Raw genomic sequence first — 17781 nt, forward strand, 5'->3', positions numbered from 1 at the left:
GACGCGGTTACGACACCAGCACGACCAAGGAAGCCCGTTGCCCGATCAGTTGAGCAGCATCTCTGTGCCTGCGTCCACCGCGGTCACCCCTGGGTGTGACTGCTACGTGCACCGGTTCGGTTCGCTCGCTCCGGGACGGCGGGCAGCCTGCTATCCCAGTGACATGACGGATGCGGAGTGGGCCGAGGTCCGCGCCGCGATGCCGGTGCCGGCCTGGCTCCTGAAGCGGGGCGGGCGCCCCGAGGCGTACTGCCACCGGACAATGCTCGACGCGGTGCGCTACCTGGTCGACAACGGCGTGAAGTGGACGGCTCTGCCGGTCGATTTTCCGTACTGGCGGGCGGTCTACGACTTCTTCCGCCGCTGGCGGGCCTACGACTATGCGCGTGAGCTGTACGAACGCCTGCGACGTTCGGCGAGGGAACGCTCAGGCCGCAACGCCGAGCCCAGTGCCGGGATCATCGACAGTCAGTCGGTGGACGCCTCCGAGACCGTCGGCGAGGACAGTCGCGGATACGACGGCGGCAAGTCACGTGACGGCCGCAAGCGTCACATCCTGACCGACACCGAGGGTCTGCTCCTGGAAGTGACCGTGACCACGGCCGATGTGCACGACTCCAAGGCCGCCCCCGCACTGCTGGAGACGTTCATGCAGCAGCCGGGACGGCTGCTGCAACTGGTGTGGGTCGACAGTGCCTACCAGGGTCCGGCGCTGGCGAGGGCGTTCGCCCGTCACGGAGTCCGGACCGAGGTCGTGCGCCGCTGCGACGGGCAACGCGGATTTGTCGTACTGGCCCGCAGGTGGGTCGTGGAGCGGACGCTGAGCTGGCTGGCCCGCTCACGCCGCCTCAACCGCGACCACGAACGCCGCCCCGACCACCACGCCCAGATGGTGTGGTGGGCCGCCGTGATCAGACTGTCCCGGCGCCTGGCCGCAGACGCTCCGCGCTGGCCGGAGAAGCGTCCCGGCCGACTGCCCCGGGCGCGGGCATGAACCGTCCGTCGTTCGCCCGCACCAGCCAGCCCCGCTTCTCCAGCACGTAGGCACGGTGCCGGATCTTCTCCACCTCGTTCTTGATCTCCGCTTCCCGGCCCACCGCCCGCGTCAGTTCCACCCCGTTCACCGGCCCCGAAGCGGCCACCATCGCGGCGAACACCTCCCGATACAGGCCGCTGAGCACCTCCTCGCCCATGCCCGACCGCCACACCGGCGGCCGCTCACCATGCCCCACGCCGGAGCCGCTCGACCCCAGGGCAGCAGCCATCTCGCCACCAGACGGCACCAGAACCGGCGTATTCACCGGGCTCTCCCCAGCCAGCACCGACACAAGTTCCTCACGCCCCACCCGGGCCCGCTCGACCCGCTCCCGCGCGGCATCCACCTCCGCCTGAGCCTGCTCCAGGACCTCCGTCCAGGACTCCAGATCCTGCCTCGCCCGCGCCTCACGCTGTTCCATCAACCTCAGCACCGACGGCATCGCACCCTCCTCGATCCACAACAAGCCGTCCGCTGCCTGCCCCTACCCCGCCGCGATCATGCCCCGCACACGACGAAGCCCCTGCTCACCGAACAGGGACTCCCTTTGCCACAACGCACTCAGCCTCGCCGAAATCCGACGCCTGATAACCCGCCTCACCAACCGCCGGCCAGCACCGGTCGACCACATCCTGCACTGGTCCCACTGGCGCCGCCGACGCCAGCACCAAGCCCGCATCAGCCACTACAAACGACGCGGACACAGCCCCTGAACTGCCCAGTACTCAGAACAAGCACCGTTGCAGTACTAGAAGGTCGATGAAGATCTTGGTGAGGGGCTGTTCGGCCGTCAGGGAGTGTAAATCTAACGGCGGATCCGACGATCATGGGAGAGACGCCAAATGACTGATACCGCCGTGGAGTTGGAGAGCGTGGAGCCTGTCGAGAGTGCCCAGTTGGGGCAGGCTGCGCCCGTGTCCGACGAGCAGCTCGTCGCGATGCTGGTGGAGCGTGCCCGGTCGGAGGGGCTGCAGCTGACCGGGCAGGGTGGGCTGCTGCAGCAGCTGACCAAGCGGGTGCTTGAGTCCGCCCTGGAGGGCGAGATCACCGATCACGTCGGCTATGACAAGCACGATGTGGCCGGCAGGAACAGCGGCAACAGCCGTAATGGCACCCGGGCCAAGACGGTGCTGACGGATGTCGGCCCGGTCGAGGTGAAGGTGCCCCGTGACACCGCCGGAACCTTCGAACCGCAGATCGTGAAAAAGCGGCAGCGTCGACTGACCGGCGTGGACGAGATGGTGCTGTCCCTGTCCGCGAAGGGCCTCACGCACGGGGAGATATCGGCTCATCTGGCCGAGGTGTACGGGGCGGAGGTGTCCAAGCAGACCATCACCACGATTACGGACAAGGTGGTGGAGGGCATGGCGGAATGGCAGGCCCGCCCGCTGGACCGCGTTTACCCGGTTGTCTTCGTGGATGCCATCAACGTCAAGATTCGCGATGGCAAGGTCGCCAACCGTCCTGTCTATGTTGCGATGGCCGTCACGGTCGAGGGCACCCGGGACATTCTCGGGATCTGGGCCGGTGACGGTGGTGAGGGCGCCAAGCACTGGCTGCAGGTCTTCACCGAGCTGAAGAATCGCGGAACTGAAGATGTCCTGATGCTCGTCTGCGACGGGCTGAAGGGTCTGCCGGACGCGGTCGAGACGGTCTGGCCCCGCACTGTCGTCCAAACGTGCATTGTTCACTTGATTCGCAACAGCATCCGGTACTGTGCCCGCCAGGACTGGGACAAGGTCGCCAAGGACCTCAAGCCCGTTTACACCGCTCCCAGCGAGGCCGCCGCGACCGAACGCTTCTTGGAGTTCTCCGAGAGGTGGGGCACCAAGTATCCGGCCGTGATCAAGCTGTGGTCCGACGCCTGGGCCGAGATGGTGCCCTTCTTGTCCTTCGACGTCGAAATCCGCAAGGTCATCTGCAGCACGAACGCGATTGAGAGTGTGAACGCCCGGATCCGCAAGGCGGTTCGGGCCCGCGGCCACTTCCCCACAGAGGCCGCCGCGTTGAAGTGCGTCTACATGGCACTGATGAGCCTGGACCCGACGGGCAAGGGGCGGCGCCGTTGGACGATGCGCTGGAAGGCACCTCTCAACGCCTTCCAGATCGCCTTCGATGGCCGCCTGACCCCCACCGACCAGCGATAACTCAACAACCAAGATCAGCCGTTAAGTTGACACACCCGGCCGTCAGGCCGGACAGCCCCTCCGGTCATGTACCGGCCGGTGCGATGTGCCAGTTGCCGCTGGTGTGGGTGAGTCCGAGGTTGATCAGTCGGCGGAGGTTGAGGGCGGCGGCTCGGGTGTGGAGCCAGAGGTTGTTCTTGATGGTGCCGCGGTAGCGCAGGCGCCGGTTGCCGTGGTGGACGAGCCAGGCGACGGCGCGTTCGACCGGTGGTCTCCAGCGGCGATAGTCGGCCTGCCAGCCGGGGTCGGTGGCTGCCTGGTGGCGGGCGGCTGTCTGGAGGTCGTGGTGCGGTCGGATGGTCAGGATGCGTCCGGCCCTGGCTTTGGTGCACCGCTCGCGCAGGTGGCATCCGGTGCATAAGTTACCGAAGGAGGCTTTGCGTTGGTGGTGCTGCCCGCCGGGGTCGGACAGGGCCACGGTGTGTCCGGCCGGGCATGTCACGAGGGCGGTGGTGGTGTCGATGGCGAAGTCGTCGAGGGTGAAGCCGCCGGGGACGGCGGGCCGCAGCGGGGCGGGTTTGAGGAACAGCCGGTGCCCGGCCTCGTTCAGGGCCTGGCGGGCGTCGCCGGTGGAGTAGGCGGTGTCACCGAAGGCGTCCACCGGGGTGTCCTCCTCGGCGAGCAGGTCCAGGCCGACCGCGGCCTCGTGGTGCTCGGGCCCGGCGCCGGGTCTGAGGGCGACGGCGGTGTATACCCCGGTCTCGGGCTCGACGGCCAGGTGGGCCTTGAAGCCGTCCTGCCGGTGGCTGCGGGTCTTGTGCACGTGGCGTGCTTCGTGATCGATGGTGGAGACCATCCGGTTCGGGGCGGTGCCTTGGGTGATGCGCCAGCGGCCGTCGCGGCCGTCGGAGTCCTCGGCGGGCTCGACGTCCTGGCCTGCGACCAGGGCCAGGATGCCCACCGCGTTCGCGGCTTTGTCGCCGAGTTGCTGTTCGGGCAGGTGGCCCAGCAGCCGCAGGGCATCGGTGACCAGTGCGTCGACCAGCTCGGCGCGGGCCTGCTCGTCGTTCCAGGCGATCTTCGGTTTGCCCGGGTCGGTGTAGTCGTGCGCGCCGCACTGGGCAGCGGCGACCGCGTCGGCCCCGGGGACCTCGCGGATCACCGCGCGGACGGCGGCGATGATCTGGGTGACGGTGTCCTGGGTCGCGACCGCGTCGTCCAGCACGGTGGAGTCCAGCGCCCGGCGGTGCTTGCCCTTGAGGACACCGGTGGCCTTCACGACCTCGCGCACGGCCTCGAAGATGCGGTTCGGGCGGGCGGAACGGGCAAGCCGGCGGCGGAAGTAGGCCAGCAGTGACGGATCGAACGCCATGTCGTGAAGGCCCAGCCCGCATCCTGCCTTCCACCGCAGATCGCACCGCAGTTCCTGCACCGTCTCGAAGTCCGACAGCCCGTTACTGACTTCGGCTCGTTAGCCTCGATCTTGCGTGACGGTCCGCCGACGGGGTCGGTGGACCGTTTTCGTGCTGTGGGCTGAGGCTGGGCAGGTTGAGGGCCCGAGTGTCGTCTCGGATGGACGCCGGGTTCCACTGTTCCGGCTGGAGGGTTCTCTCGTAGGGGCGGGTGAATCCGTTGTTCATCCCGGGTTCGGCAGGCGTGCGAGCCGTTCGAGGGCGGCGGTGATGTGACTGGTCCAGGGCCAGTGCCTTGCCAGGCGGAGGATCCGCCGACGACCGGTGGTCACGAACTGCCCCGCCGTGGTGAACAGGCGGAGCCGCAGGCGGCGGGGTTCCCAGAGACGGGCCTTGCCGGTCAGGGCGAGCATCGGCATCCAGGCCAGCAGGTCGAGAGCGATCTGCACGATCTCCAACCAGATCCGGTTCTGGGCCGTGCGGTGCAGAGGAAGATTCCGCAGGCCGGTGGCCCGGGCGGCCCGGATGCGGTCCTCGGCCCGGGCCCGCAGCCGGTGACGGAGCTCGAGCTCGGCGATCGGTCGGCCGGAGGTGTTGGTGGCGAAACACGTCAGACGCAAGCCGTCCGCGTCCGTGAGCCTCAACTGTGCCCCGGGGTGCGGCCGTTCCTTCCTGACGATCAGCCGCATCCCCCTGGGCCAGCCGTCCAGAACGTCGCCGGTGAGTTCTGCGACCCAGGCGCCGTCCCGGATCTCGCCGCCGGTCTCGACGGCCGCCGTCCAGGCCGAGGCCGGAACCTTCAGCACGTGCTGGTGGATCGCGTCGGTGATCACCATGCCGGCCGAGTAGGACAGCCACCGTCCCCGCTGAGCGAGCCAGCCCACGAAGTCGTGGGTGCCGCCCGCGGAGTCGGTGCGGATCAGGGTCCGGCGCCCACGCCGGTACTTCTTCGGCAGCTGGGCCAGCGCCAGTTGGGCGGCGGTGACGTGGTCGGACGCGGTGTTCGAGCCCGCGTTTCCTGGTCTGAGCAGGGCCGCGACCGGTTCCCCCGTGCCGCCCGGTCCGTGGTCGACGAAGCCCATCAGCGGGTGATGGCCGTAGGTCCGCTTCCAGGTGGGTGCGGCGTCCTCCTTGTCCGAGTGCGCGATCACCAGCACCCCGTCGAGGTCCACGGTCACCGTCCCGCCCGCATCAGGCGCTGCCCGTCCGGCCAACCGCCAGGCACGTTGACGGACTTCAGCCCGCTCGGAACGGACGGCTTGTAGGGCCTTCTCCCCGGAAGCTGCGAGGGTGTCGATGAGGCGGGAGACCGTCGGGTCGGAGGCGACCGGCCCGAACACGGCCGGCTCGGCCCGCAGCATGCCGATATCGGCCAGGCAGTCCCCGCCCATCGCGACCGCCAGCGCGAGGTCCAGGAGGATCTTCCCGGGATCGTGGACGGCCCGCGGCTTGCGCCAGGGCGCCAGGGCTGCCGATATCGCCTGGTCAAGACCCGTCTTGCGGACCGCCTCCAGCAGCAGGACCGCACCGGCCTGCGAGACCACCTGCCGACCGTCTCCCTGGACACGGACACGCGGGTACGACGAGATAGGCTCTCTCACCTGGAAAGTGCTCTTTTCCTTGCAGCCAACAGGACCCTCAGCAAGTCCTATCGTTGCAGGTCAAGGGCACTTTCTGTGTTTCTGATCAACTCTTGGACAGCCCACCTCGTGAAAGCGCGAGGTTAGGGTGAAGTTTCTTGAACTCCCTGAAGGGCCTGGGGCGGTGGCTATATCCGTGGTGTTGTGAGGTATGCGGATGGGGGTGGGCTGACCGCTGCGGGGCGGCAGCGCCGGGAAACAGTACGGATGCAGGCAGCCGAGCTGTTCGAGCAGAAGAGCAAGCCGTCGGAGGTCGCACAGCACCTGCGGGTGAGCCTGAAGTCGGCTTACCAGTGGCACCAACTGTGGCGGGTCGGCGGTCGTGAGGCTCTGGCCTCCCATGGCCCGAGCGGATCGCGATGCCGACTGTCCCCTCGCTGTCTGGAGAAGCTGGCCGGGTATCTCGAGGAGGGGCCGGCCGAGCATGGCTGGGTGGAGGACCAGGTGTGGACCGCGGCAAGGGTGGCCACGCTCATCGGCAGGAAGTTCCACGTCTCCTACAGCGTCTCGGGTGCCACCAGGCTGATGCACCGGCTCGGCTTCAGCCCCCAGCTCCCCGCGCGGCGGGTCGCCGAGCGCGACGAGCAGGCCGTCACCGCCTGGAAGGAGGCGACCTGGGACGAGGTAAAAGAGCCCGGGCGGCCTGCGGAGGCTACATCTGCTTCGAGGACGAAGCCGGGTTCACCCGCCGACCGCCCAAAGGACGTACCTGGGGCCGGCGCGGCCGCACCCCGGTCGTGACCGTCAGCGGACGACGCTCAGGACGCCTGTCGGTGGCCGGACTGATCGCGATGCGGCCCGGCTCCCGCACCCGGCTGTGCCACCGCCTGCGTACCCACCCCGCCGGCAAAGGCGCACGTCGCAGCATGGGCGAGCGCGACTTCATCGCACTGATCGACGGCACCCACCACCTCGTCAAGGCGCCGATCGTGCTGGTCTGGGACCGCCTGAACACCCACGTCTCCCACGCCATGCGTGAGTTGATCGCCGAGCGCGAATGGCTGACGGTGTTCCTGCTCCCCGCCTACTCACCCGATCTCAACCCCGTGGAATGGGTATGGGCACACGTCAAACGCAGCCTGGCCAACCTCGCAGTGGTCGCCCTCGACCGGCTCGAAACGCTGGTCCGCAACCGGCTCAAGCGCCTCCAGTATCGGCCCCACACCCTCGACGGTTTCATAGCCGGTACCGGCCTGACCCTCGTCGATCCAGCGTCACCTTGACGAGCCGAAGTCAGTAACCGGTCGGCCCGCAGTGGCCTGAGCAACAGACCGGAGCCCGACTGAACCATGCCTCGATACACCGTCAGGCCCCACCCACCCAACAACGTGACAACGCCCGCAGCGCAGAACCGGCATTTTGTGATCTTGCAGACCAGGGCGGGGAGCGTATCCATGTACATCCGTCGGTGAGCTCGCGGGGGCACGGTCCCCGGGGTGGCTGGGGTCTGCTTCTGGGCCGTCCGTGGCCGAGCCCGAGCGGGCCGCCCGCGATACCGCGAGCGGCCCGCTGCTCGGGTCAGCATGAACTGACTACGCGTCAGCCCTCCTCGACCGTACGGCGCCTGCGCGCGAAGTAGACCGCGGCGGCGCCGGCCGCCACGACCGCGAGACCGGCACCCGCGACTACGGGAGCACTGCTCGACGCGCCCGTCTCGGCGAGATCTCCGTTCGTCTTCGGGTCGTTCGCCCCCGTGTCCTTGCCGGGCTCGGGCGTGGCCGACTCGCTCGGGGTCGGGGTCGGGGTCGCGCCCGCAGCGGGCGCGTCGTTCCTGGCGAGCTCCGCCGCGAAGGCGCCCGCGATCACTTTGTGGCCTTCGGCGTTGGGGTGGGGGTCCTTCTTCGTGCACGCCCAGGTCAGCTGGCAGATCTTGGCCACGTTCGCCGGCACCTCGCCCGCGCCGGGTACGTTCACCTGGGTGGTGAAGTCGTTTGAGGAGAAGGTCCCGGGCAGGTCCGCCACCTTGAAGCCGGTGGACTTGTAGACCTGGGTGATCCCCGTGTTGGCGGCCTCGAGCAGAGGTGCCGACTCCTTGGCGGCCTGCTGCCCCTCGGCGCCCAGCAACCAGGTCGCCAGGAACGGGTTGTGGTACGTCGAGCCCACGAACTGGGTGTCCTTCGCGCCCGCTTTGCGCAGCGCGCCGGCGATCTGGGCGAGGTTGGTCGCCATGGTCTGGCTCCGGCTGTTCAGGCACGCCCCGTCGAGGGTGCCGGCCGGGCTGACGCAGTTGAGCAGGATGTCGTTCGCGCCCACGCTGAGGGTCACATAGGTGACCTTGCCGTGGTGCTGGGCCATGGCCTTCAGTGCGGCGTCCAGTTGGGACTTGGCGTTCGGGTAGTCACACTTGCCGCCCTTGAGCAGAGACTCGGTGGTCTCAGCGGTGCAGCCCAGACGTATGTGCTTCAGCCCGGGAGTGCGCTGCTTGAGCTGCGTGTACAGCTGGTCGGTGTAGGCGACGTCGGTGTCCTTGTCGACGTCCGGCTGGTAGCCAGAGGCCAGGGAATCGCCGAGCGAGATGTAGTACGTCGCGTCGTTGCCGTCGGCCGCCTCGTCGGCGGTGGCCAGTCCGGGCGTGCCCAGCACGATCGTCATGGCAGCGACAGTCAGCCGGGAGCCGACACTCTGAAGGGGTCTCATCACTTAAGTGTGCACTTTCCAGTTGATGGGGGTGAATGCCCGAAGGACGCGGCGTGAAGTGCGGATGGAGGGCAGCGGGAATTCAGCCGCTACGTTTTTCGGGCACCCGAAGAAGGCCTCGATAAAGGCATGGGGGGCACGCCTCCGTGAGACTGCGGGATCTGCCCGACTTCGCTTCGGAGGTGTGGACATCAACCTAGCAAGAGCGACACCGACTTGGGTATGGGGACCGGTAAAGGGAAGATCACAATGGCACTCGTAATCAACAGAAGGGCTCGGTCGGCAGGGAATTGGTGACCGGACCCGTTGGTAGCCATTCACTGAGTGATCGACTGAGGCTGCATTCTCCGCGCGGCAGCACCTCCCACCTGCACGCACTGAACCGCTCCGGGATCAGTTGAGGCTCTACGGGTTGGGCCGGCCGCCGGTTGGAGCTGGTTGGGCGTAGTAATTGCCCTTGTGTTCGGCGGGCGGGAACGACGCCGGTCGCGGAATGCAGACGCTGAAGGTTAAACCAGCCTGGCTTTTCTGCGGAGTTGGACAGCACACGGCAGATCTGCTCGACCCCGAACGCCTGTTGAACTCGCCGATGAACGTACGAGCGATTTGACGGCCGGTCGAACTCGGCCGCGAAGACAGCCGACGCCGCATCAAGACCGGGCCGCTGCCGTACAACTGGGCGCGGGTCATGCTGGATCGGCGCCGCAGGACCGTCCCCTGGACCTTCGCTCGCGCCCGCTTGGAGGACGGCGCCGGTGTCTGCACCAGTATCGGGAAGATCCTCGGCAACACCATGATCTTCAAGCCGCTGGCGACCTCCGACAACCCCAACCTGACGGCCTACGACGCGGACGGCGGCCGTCCGGGAACAGGGGAAGGGAGCCCATGGGCTCCTGCCGGTGCCGGTAGCCCTCATGGAAGGAACGCAGGCCAGCGCATGCCCTGGAGGCGCCAGATCTGGTTCTTCTTGGCGCTGAGGGTGCTGCCAGAGTCGCAGGTCCACTGGTTGCTCAGTGCTCGCGGCTGGGTGGAGACGCCGGAGACTGCGACGCACTTGCCGCGGTGACGTTGCCGTTGCTGCCGATCAGGATCCTGGCCTTCTTGGCGGTGTTGTCCTTGGGGGCCGGCGGCACGCAGCTCAACGGTGGCGGCTACGCCACCAGCCTCGCCGGCTAGGGGGTGTCCGGCGGATCTCGCAGCCGGTCGCCGTGGTTCCATGTTGGGTCACGGTGCCGTGGAAGACGTAGGCGCGTTTGTCGTAGCGCGTAGCTACGGTCCTGGAGTTTTTGAGCCAGGTTGATCGTGCGCTCGACTTCATTGCGGCTTGTACAGCTGCTTGTCGAACCCGGTGGGACGGCCGCCGTCGCTGCCGCGGCGACGACGGTTGGCGCGCTGGTCCCTCGGCTCGGGAATGGTGTGCTTGATCTGCCGTCTGCGCAGGTATCGACCGCCCAGGGAGCGGCGGTGAACCAGGAGTTCGGTGGAAGCGCGAGCCCCACCAGCGAATCTGGACTCTCGCTGACCACGTGCCCCGGCGGCCGTGCCATCAAGTGGTCCGCCGGGGCACGCCCCATACGGGAAATCACCTCACGCGTCCGGTGCGGACCGGGACGTTGCCCGCTCGTCTGCCACGTCGTCATGGGCGACACGGGGTTTCAGCGCGTCCGGAGCAACGATGGGGTGGGTCGATGCTGTTCAGACCTGGGGGTGCGGGGGCCTAAGAGGTCCTAACAAAGGCGTTGGACGTGTCGGTGGGTGATGAGACAGGTGGCGAGGCCGAGGAAGGCTTCATGGATGTCGTCGCGTCGTTCCCAGCGGATGCGCAGGCGGCGGAAGCCGTGGAGCCAGGAGAGGGTGCGCTCGACGACCCAGCGGAAGATGCCCAGGCCGGAGCCGTGTGGCTGGCCCCGTTCGGCGATCGCGGGCCGGATGCCGCGTTTCCGCAACAGTCGCCGGTACTTGTCATGGTCGTAGCCGCGGTCCGCGAAGAGCATGTCCGGCCGTCTCCGCGGCCGCCCGACCGTGCCGGCCACGGGTGGAATCTTGTCCAGCAGCGGGATCAGCTGAGTGACGTCATTGCGATTGCCGCCGGTCAGCGACACCGCGAGCGGGATGCCCTGCCCGTCGACAAGGACGTGGTGCTTGCTGCCCGGCCGTGCGCGGTCGACCGGGCTGGGACCGCTTTTGGGCCCCGTCGGGCCGCCCGCACGTGGGAGGAGTCGATCACCGCCCTCGACCAGTCCAGCTGCTTCGCCGACCGCAGCTTCTTCAGCAGCACCACGTGCAGCTTCTCCCACACACCGGCCTCGTTCCAGGCGGCCAGGCGCCGCCAGCAGGTCATGCCCGAGCCGAAGCCCAGCTCCTGGGGCAGGTACTCCCACTGGATGCCCGTGTGCAGCACAAACAGGATCCCGCACAGGGCCTGTCGGTCCGGCACCCGCGGCCGGCCCGCCACCAGCTTCGGCCCCGGCTCGGGCAGTAACGGCTCGATGAGCGACCACAGTTCGTCCGACACGATCCACGGCCGCGACTGACGTTTCCCCACGGCCAGACCAACGACCACCCAAGCCGAAAGTCACTTGATCAACAACTTCTGTTAGGACCTCTAAGTCGAGAGACACCGCGTCAGGCGAGCGCCGAGGCCGAGGTTCCCAGGAAATCCCTGCGCAACGGCATGCCGGACCGGCCGCCACCATCGGTCCTGACCGCCAGCACCTGGTTGACGCCCATCGTGTTGTTCTCGAACCCGACCGCCGAGGCCGCCATATACAGGCGCCACACCCGCGCCCGCCCGGGCGAGGTCAGCTTGACCGCCTCGTCCCAGTGTGCTTCGAGGTTGGCCACCCACTCACGTAGCGTGAGGGCATAGTGCTCGCGCAGGGCCTCGACGTCGCGCACCTCGAAGCCCGCCTCCTCCAGCAGCGACGCGGTGGAACCGACGGGAGCCAGCTCGCCGTCGGGGAAGACGTACCGGTCGATGAAGGGGTCCATTCGGTACTCCCCTTCGTCCCTCAAAGGGCGCCGCGCTATCTGGTGGTTGAGCAACCGCCCGCCGGGCTTCAGCAGCCGGTGCAGGATGTCCGCGTACGCGCGGTAGCGCTTCTTGCCGACGTGCTCGGCCATACCGATCGAGGAGATCGCGTCGAAGGGGGAGTCGTCGATCTGCCGGTAGTCCTGCACCCTGATCTCCACCAGGTGCTCAAGCCCCGCCGCGGCGACACGCTCGCGTGCCAATGCCGCCTGTTCGACCGAGATGGTGACCCCTACGACCTGTACGCCGTAGCGTTCGGCCGCGTGCATGGCCAGCGAGCCCCAGCCGCAGCCCACGTCCAGCAGCCGCTGTCCCTCGCGCAGGGCGAGCTTGCGGCAGACCAGATCCAGTTTGGCTTCCTGGGCCTGCTCCAGCGTGTCGCCGGAGCCGGAGGACGGGTCGCCCTGCCAGTAGGCGCAGGAGTAGACGAGTGAGGGGCCCAGCACCAGGGCGTAGAAGTCGTTGCCCACGTCGTAGTGGTGACTGATGGCCGCCTTGTCACGCCGCATGCTGTGCGCGGGACCGCGACGGCGCACCACCTCTTCGGCGGGCGGAGCCGGCGGGAGCCCCATCCCCGCGAGGCCGAGCGTCCGGCTCACCGTACGCAGGGTGGCGGGTGTGGTCAGTACGCTCAGCGCTTGGCGGAACGCCGCGGTGCGGCTGCCGGGCTCGTCCCGTTCCCACACCAGCGTCGAGATGCGCTTCAGCAGCTCGTACAGGTCACCGTCGACTTCCAGATCTCCGGCCACCCAGGCCCGGGCGAGCCCCAGCTCGCCGGGCCGCCACAGCAGACGCCGAAGGGCTTCGCGGTCACGCAGGACGAAGGCCGGCCCGTCCTCGGGGCCGGCCGTGCTGCCGTCCCAGAGGCGGATTCCCACGGGCAGGGGGAGACCCAGCACCTGTTCACTGAAACGAGCCAGAACTGCTGCGGCTGCTTCGGACATGTGAATTCTCTCAGTTCAACGCAGGGGCCCGCCCGTCTCGCACCGCGGCTGGGCCTGGCACATGGTCACCGCGGCGGCGGTCGGCGCCGTGAGTACAAGCGGACAATGATTGAAAATTAAAGCTACATCCTGTACGAGCAGCTGATGGGGGTATGGCCGGTTATCCGGTCCGGGTCACGACAGGCTCCCCACGCCTGGCCGATCCATGACGCCACGGCGACACCAAGAGCGAGGGCTGCGGCTGTCCGAGCAGGACAGCTCGTGCGGCAACCGCCCGAAGGCCGTCGCGACCGCGGCTCCCCCGCCGGTCGCCGCACAGGCCGTGATCGGACACGTTGTCAGACCCTGGGGCGTGGCCGGCCGTGCGATGACGGGCAGGTCGTAGCCGCACGGCCGCACCGGTCGTCCACTCCCCCACGCCCGCGGCGCGGATGACGACGGTCAGTTGCTCGGGCACCTGCCGGTGCGCGGCCTCGTACTCCTCGATGCGGTCGGCGCGGACCTTGGTGTGCAGGGCGACCTTCATGACGGCTCCTCCGACGGCATGGCTTCCCCGGTCGGCGCGGCTGCGGGGACAGGAGTGTCCGGGGCCAGCAGGCCCTCGGCGCGCAGCTCGTCCCACAGGGCGGCCGGAATCGGGCGCCGCAGCTGCTCCACCGTGTCACGCACCTCGTGGGAGGAGCGCGCCCCGGTCAGGACGCTCGCGACCGCGGAATGGCCGAACGGGAAGCGCAGCGCGGCGGCACGCAGTGGCACGTCATGGCGTTCGCAGACCGCGAGGAGTCGTAGCGCCCGGTCGAGGACCGGCTGCGGAGCGGGGGCGTAGTCGTACGTGGCGCCTGGCCGGGGGGCCGTCAGCAACCCTGAGTTGAACACCCCGCCGATGACGACACTCCGGCCTCGAGCGGCTGCCTCCGGGAGCAGTTCGGTGAGCGAGTCCTGTTCCAGGAGGGTGTAGCGGCCGGCCAGCAGCACCATGTCGATGTCTGTCTCACGCAGGAACCGGGCGGGCAGGGCGGACTGGTTCATGCCGACGCCGATCGCTCCGATCACGCCTTCGGCGCGCAGCCGCTCCAGCGCCGGGTACGCCTCGCGCAACGCCTGGTCGGCGTGTCCGTCCGGGTCGTGCAGCAGGGCCACGTCGACGCGGTCGAGGCCGAGACGTTCCAGGCTGGCCTCCAGGGAGCGCAGCACTCCGTCGGCGCTGAAGTCCCAGACGCGGCGGTGGGTGGCCGGGACGGCGAAGCCGTTGGCGAGGTCGTCGCCGGCGCCTTCCTCCCGGCCCGGCACGAGGAGCCGTCCGACCTTGGTGGACAGGGTGTAGGTGTCACGGGGACGGTCGCGCAGCGCGGCGCCGAGCCGCCGCTCCGACAGACCGAGACCGTAGTGGGGCGCGGTGTCGAAGGTGCGGACACCGACGTCCCAGGCCGCCTCCACCGCGGCATGGGCGGCCTCATCCGTGACCGGATGGAGAAGGTTGCCGAGGGCGGCACAGCCCAGCGCCAGTTCCGAGACCGGTACGGCGCTGCCGCCCAGCGTGGTGGTCCTCACGACCGGTCCACCGGGCGCAGCCGCAATCCCTGCATACCGCCGTCCACCGCGAGCGAGGTGCCGGTGACGGACGCCGCGGCCGGACTCGCCAGGTAGACGATCGCGGCCGCCACCTCGTCGGCGGTGACCAGGCGGCCCATGGGCTGACGGGCGTTGAGTGCGGCCCGCTCGCCCTCGGGGTCGTCGGCTGCGTCGAGGAGCCGGCCGACCCAGGGGGTGTCGGCGGTTCCGGGGTTGACGCAGTTGACGCGGATGCCCTCGCGGACGTGGTCGGCGGCCATGGCGAGAGTCAGTGAGCGGACCGCGCCCTTGCTGGCGCAGTACAGGGCGCGCTGCGGCAGTCCCGCGGTGGCGCCTATCGAGCACGTGTTGACGACCGCCGCGTGCGCGGAGCGGCGCAGGTGGGGCAGGGCGGCGCGCGTAGTGCGGACGATGCCGAGGACGTTGACGTCCAGGACCCGGTGCCACTGCTCGTCCGGGTTGTCCTCGATGGTGCCCACCGCGCCGATGCCCGCGTTGTTCACGAGGATGTCCAGACCGCCGAGCCGTTCGGCGGCCTGTTCCACGGCTGCGCGCACGGAGACGTCGTCGGTGACGTCGGCCTGGAGGCCGAGCAGCGGTTCACTGACACCGCCCGGGTCTAGGTCGAGCACGGCCACCGACGCGCCCTGGGCCGCCAGTGCGCGGGCCGTGGCGAGCCCGATACCGGACGCTCCGCCGGTGACGACGGCCCTGAGCCCGGACAGACCGATCATGCCGCCTCCTTCTGAGCAGCGCGGTCGGCCACCCAGAACGCGCCGTCCGGGTAGCGGTACTCGGCGATGGATTTCTCCCGCATGGTGGCGGAGAAACCGGGAATGAGCGGCGCGGTGTAGTGGCCGTCGCGCATCACCACGGGAGCGGTGAAGTGCTCGTGGAGGTGGTCGACGAACTCGATGACCCGGTCGTCCGTTGTTCCGGACAGCGCCAGGTAGTCGAACATCGACAGGTGCTGCACCAGCTCGCACAGACCCACACCGCCGGCGTGCGGGCACACCGGCACCCCGAACTTCGCGGCGAGGAGCAGGATCGCGAGGTTCTCGTTGACCCCGCCGACTCGGGCCGCGTCGATCTGGAGCACGTCGATGGCGCCGGCCTGGAGGAGCTGCTTGAAGACGATGCGGTTCTGCACGTGCTCGCCGGTGGCGACCTTCACGGGGGCCACCGCCCGCCGTACGGAGGCGTGGCCGAGGATGTCGTCGGGGCTGGTGGGCTCCTCGATCCAGTACGGGTCGAACTCGGCGAGCGCATTGGTCCACTCGATAGCCTCGTCCACGTTCCAGCGCTGGTTGGCGTCGATGGCGATGCGTACCCCGTCGCCGACAGCGGCGCGGGCGGTGCGCAGACGCCGGATGTCGTCGTCCAGGTCGGCGCCGACCTTGAGCTTGATCTGGGTGAAGCCGTCGGCGACGGCCTGCTTGGCCAGCCGGGTGAGCTTTTCGTCGGAGTAGCCGAGCCAGCCCGGTGACGTGGTGTAGCCGGGGTAGCCGCGCTCCAGCAGGACGGCCTCGCGCTGCGCGAGCCCGGTCCGGCCGTCGCGCAGAAGGGTGAGGGCGTCCTCGGGGGTGAGGGCGTCTGTGATGTAGCGGAAGTCGACCTGGGAGACCAGCCACTCGGGCTCCGCGTGGGCGAGCAGCCGCCACAGGGGCTGCCCGGCGCGCTTGGAGGCGAGATCCCAGACGGCGTTGACGACGGCACCGATGGCCATGTGCATCACGCCCTTCTCGGGGCCGAGCCAGCGCAGCTGACTGTCGCCGATCAGGTCGCGGCTCAGCGAGCCCGGGTCGGCGCACAGCTCCTGAACCGAGCGGCTCACGACATGGGGTCGCAGAGCGTCGATCGCGGCGACCTGGACATCGTTGCCGCGGCCGATGGTGAAGGTGAAGCCGTGGCCTTCGTGGCCGTCGCCGGCGTCGGTGCGCAGTACGACGTAGGCAGCGGAGTAGTCGGGGTCCGGGTTCATCGCGTCCGACCCGTCCAGCTCCCGTGAGGTGGGGAAGCGGACGTCGTAGGTGTCGACCGCGGTGATCCGGGCGGAGGTGGTAGTCAAGGGGGTGCTGCCTTTCACGCTTGGGCGAAGGTCTGGCGCTGGCTGCCGAGGCCGTCGACGGAAAGCTCGACGGTGTCGCCGGGGCGCAGGAAGGGAGTGCCGGGAAGCCCCAGAGCCACGCCCGCGGGTGTACCGGTGTTGATCACGTCACCGGGCTCCAGAACCAAGTACTGGCTCAAGTACGAGACGATGTGGTCGACCCCGAAGATCATCTCGCCGGTGTGGCCGTTCTGCCGCTTGACGCCGTTGACGCTCAGGCGCAAGCCGAGGTCCTGCGGATCGCCGACCTCGTCGGCGGTCACCAGCCACGGCCCGAGCGGGTTGAACGTCTCGCAGGACTTGCCCAGGTCCCACTGCGAGGAGTACTCCAGCTGGAACTCCCGCTCCGAGACGTCATGGCTGATCGCATACCCCGCGATCACCCCGGCCGCCTCCTCGGGGCCCTCCAGATAGCGGGCCCGCCGTCCGATGACGACCGCCAGCTCGACCTCCCAGTCGGTCTTCACCGAGCCGCGCGGGATCAGCACCTCGTCGTACGGACCGACGACCGTGCCCGGGTCCTTCATGAAGACCACGGGGCGGGGCGGGATCGCCGCGCCGGTCTCGGCGGCGTGGTCGCGGTAGTTCAACCCGACGCAGATGATCTTGCCGGGACGCGCGACGGGCGCGCCGATGCGCAGACCGTCCGGGTCGAGCACGGGCAGCTCTCCCGCCTCGACCGCCGCGCGGGCCCGGTCCACTCCCCCGGAGGCGAGGAAGTCGCCGTCGATGTCAGGGGCCACAGAGGACAGGTCCAGCAGCCGGCCGTCGTCGGTACGGACCGCGGGACGCTCCTCACCGGGGGCGCCGACTCGAAGCAGTTTCACTGGGGGCTCCCTTGCCATGCGGGCTTCGTCTGAGTGGTGTCGGCCGTAGGGCTGGGCCGCCGCTGGTGCGCCCGGGCCGGACCTGTCGGCGGGCTTCGCTCATCCGCAGCACAGTCATCGGATGTATGGCGCACAGTGACCTTAGATGCAGGGATCGCGCCTGACAATGGATTCCTCGGATGTATTTCGTCGGCGATGCCAGTCAAGCGCTCACACATGCAGACGGACCACGGCACGAATGGCCACGAGGTCGACTCGCGAACCGCCATCCGATGACTTCGGAGTGAGCCCACCCCAGCTCCCGCCCTCGCCGGCACCGGCGGCTCCATGTGAGCTGCCGCAGCGCATCGCCCGTCACGCGCGAAGGCCGAAACTCCGCAGGTCGTACGGGGCCTCAGTACGGAGTCCCGAGGTCGGGACGGCGCCTCGGCGCCCTACGGCGTGGCGTC

The 17781-nt window shown here is 68.8% G+C and carries 12 protein-coding genes and 3 pseudogenes; 3 read left to right on the plus strand and 12 right to left on the minus strand.

Annotation, left to right across the window (positions count from 1 at the left end; all coding sequences use genetic code 11):
* Positions 1-163: 163 nt before the first annotated feature.
* Positions 164-994: an IS5 family transposase gene (locus SCAB_RS00170; RefSeq protein ID WP_046773309.1), complete on the plus strand. Its 831-nt coding sequence runs from the start codon at positions 164-166 to the stop codon at positions 992-994.
* Here the strand turns inward: SCAB_RS00170 and SCAB_RS46815 are convergent.
* Complete coding sequence (locus tag SCAB_RS46815; RefSeq protein WP_041668749.1) at positions 912-1478, minus strand: BAR domain-containing protein; 567 nt, start codon at positions 1476-1478, stop codon at positions 912-914. The two genes, SCAB_RS00170 and SCAB_RS46815, sit on opposite strands and share 83 nt — an antisense overlap.
* A gap of 400 nt (positions 1479-1878) precedes the next feature.
* On the opposite strand from SCAB_RS46815, the gene SCAB_RS00175 reads away from it, so the two are divergent.
* Complete coding sequence (locus SCAB_RS00175) at positions 1879-3183, plus strand: IS256 family transposase (protein WP_041668741.1); 1305 nt, start codon at positions 1879-1881, stop codon at positions 3181-3183.
* A gap of 64 nt (positions 3184-3247) precedes the next feature.
* Here the strand turns inward: SCAB_RS00175 and SCAB_RS00180 are convergent.
* Both SCAB_RS00180 and SCAB_RS00185 read right to left on the minus strand, forming a co-directional pair.
* Positions 3248-4618 (minus strand): annotated as a pseudogene (locus tag SCAB_RS00180) (IS1182 family transposase); the annotation flags it as partial.
* 180 nt (positions 4619-4798) lie between these two features.
* Positions 4799-6175 (minus strand): IS1380 family transposase, encoded by a 1377-nt coding sequence (locus tag SCAB_RS00185; protein ID WP_037723418.1) that lies wholly within the window; start codon positions 6173-6175, stop codon positions 4799-4801.
* A 183-nt stretch (positions 6176-6358) separates the two neighbouring features.
* Between SCAB_RS00185 and SCAB_RS49520 the strand changes: the two genes are divergently transcribed.
* A protein-coding gene (locus tag SCAB_RS49520; RefSeq protein WP_422126112.1) for an IS630 family transposase occupies positions 6359-7437 on the plus strand; the annotation gives its coding sequence in 2 pieces (ribosomal slippage) (positions 6359-6860 and positions 6860-7437; 1080 coding nt in all).
* 316 nt (positions 7438-7753) lie between these two features.
* Here the strand turns inward: SCAB_RS49520 and SCAB_RS00200 are convergent.
* The 9 genes and pseudogenes from SCAB_RS00200 to SCAB_RS00245 form a co-directional block, all read right to left on the minus strand.
* Entirely contained in the window at positions 7754-8806 is a 1053-nt protein-coding gene (locus SCAB_RS00200; RefSeq protein WP_005476736.1) for an SGNH/GDSL hydrolase family protein, read from the minus strand.
* A gap of 1183 nt (positions 8807-9989) precedes the next feature.
* A pseudogene (locus SCAB_RS44140) lies at positions 9990-10297 on the minus strand (hypothetical protein); the annotation flags it as partial.
* 281 nt (positions 10298-10578) lie between these two features.
* A pseudogene (locus SCAB_RS44145) lies at positions 10579-11414 on the minus strand (IS5 family transposase).
* A 62-nt stretch (positions 11415-11476) separates the two neighbouring features.
* Positions 11477-12826 (minus strand): SAM-dependent methyltransferase, encoded by a 1350-nt coding sequence (locus SCAB_RS00220; protein WP_005476733.1) that lies wholly within the window; start codon positions 12824-12826, stop codon positions 11477-11479.
* Between the two features lie 160 nt (positions 12827-12986).
* Positions 12987-13352, minus strand: a complete 366-nt coding sequence (locus SCAB_RS00225; protein WP_005476731.1) for an L-rhamnose mutarotase — start codon at positions 13350-13352, stop codon at positions 12987-12989.
* Positions 13349-14377 carry an aldo/keto reductase gene (locus SCAB_RS00230; RefSeq protein ID WP_012998036.1) on the minus strand — a complete coding sequence of 343 codons (1029 nt, stop codon included), beginning with the start codon at positions 14375-14377 and terminating at the stop codon, positions 13349-13351. The genes SCAB_RS00225 and SCAB_RS00230 overlap by 4 nt, the downstream gene beginning before the upstream one ends.
* Positions 14374-15132 (minus strand): SDR family NAD(P)-dependent oxidoreductase, encoded by a 759-nt coding sequence (locus tag SCAB_RS00235; protein ID WP_012998037.1) that lies wholly within the window; start codon positions 15130-15132, stop codon positions 14374-14376. The genes SCAB_RS00230 and SCAB_RS00235 overlap by 4 nt, the downstream gene beginning before the upstream one ends.
* Positions 15129-16466 (minus strand): L-fuconate dehydratase, encoded by a 1338-nt coding sequence (locus SCAB_RS00240; RefSeq protein WP_005476725.1) that lies wholly within the window; start codon positions 16464-16466, stop codon positions 15129-15131. The genes SCAB_RS00235 and SCAB_RS00240 overlap by 4 nt, the downstream gene beginning before the upstream one ends.
* A 14-nt stretch (positions 16467-16480) precedes the next feature.
* Positions 16481-17332, minus strand: a complete 852-nt coding sequence (locus SCAB_RS00245) for a fumarylacetoacetate hydrolase family protein (RefSeq protein ID WP_005476723.1) — start codon at positions 17330-17332, stop codon at positions 16481-16483.
* Positions 17333-17781 lie beyond the last annotated feature (449 nt).

Source organism: Streptomyces scabiei 87.22 (assembly GCF_000091305.1).
Taxonomy (GTDB): Bacteria; Actinomycetota; Actinomycetes; order Streptomycetales; family Streptomycetaceae; genus Streptomyces; species Streptomyces scabiei.

What these genes read in the sequence shown, in the direction of transcription:
- SCAB_RS00170 (WP_046773309.1), top strand. Translation starts at nt 164, where the DNA reads ATGACGGATGCGGAGTGGGCCGAGGTCCGCGCCGCGATGCCGGTGCCG.
- SCAB_RS46815 (WP_041668749.1), bottom strand. Translation starts at nt 1,478, where the DNA reads ATGCCGTCGGTGCTGAGGTTGATGGAACAGCGTGAGGCGCGGGCGAGG.
- SCAB_RS00175 (WP_041668741.1), top strand. Translation starts at nt 1,879, where the DNA reads ATGACTGATACCGCCGTGGAGTTGGAGAGCGTGGAGCCTGTCGAGAGT.
- SCAB_RS00200 (WP_005476736.1), bottom strand. Translation starts at nt 8,806, where the DNA reads ATGACGATCGTGCTGGGCACGCCCGGACTGGCCACCGCCGACGAGGCG.
- SCAB_RS00220 (WP_005476733.1), bottom strand. Translation starts at nt 12,826, where the DNA reads ATGTCCGAAGCAGCCGCAGCAGTTCTGGCTCGTTTCAGTGAACAGGTG.
- SCAB_RS00225 (WP_005476731.1), bottom strand. Translation starts at nt 13,352, where the DNA reads ATGAAGGTCGCCCTGCACACCAAGGTCCGCGCCGACCGCATCGAGGAG.
- SCAB_RS00235 (WP_012998037.1), bottom strand. Translation starts at nt 15,132, where the DNA reads ATGATCGGTCTGTCCGGGCTCAGGGCCGTCGTCACCGGCGGAGCGTCC.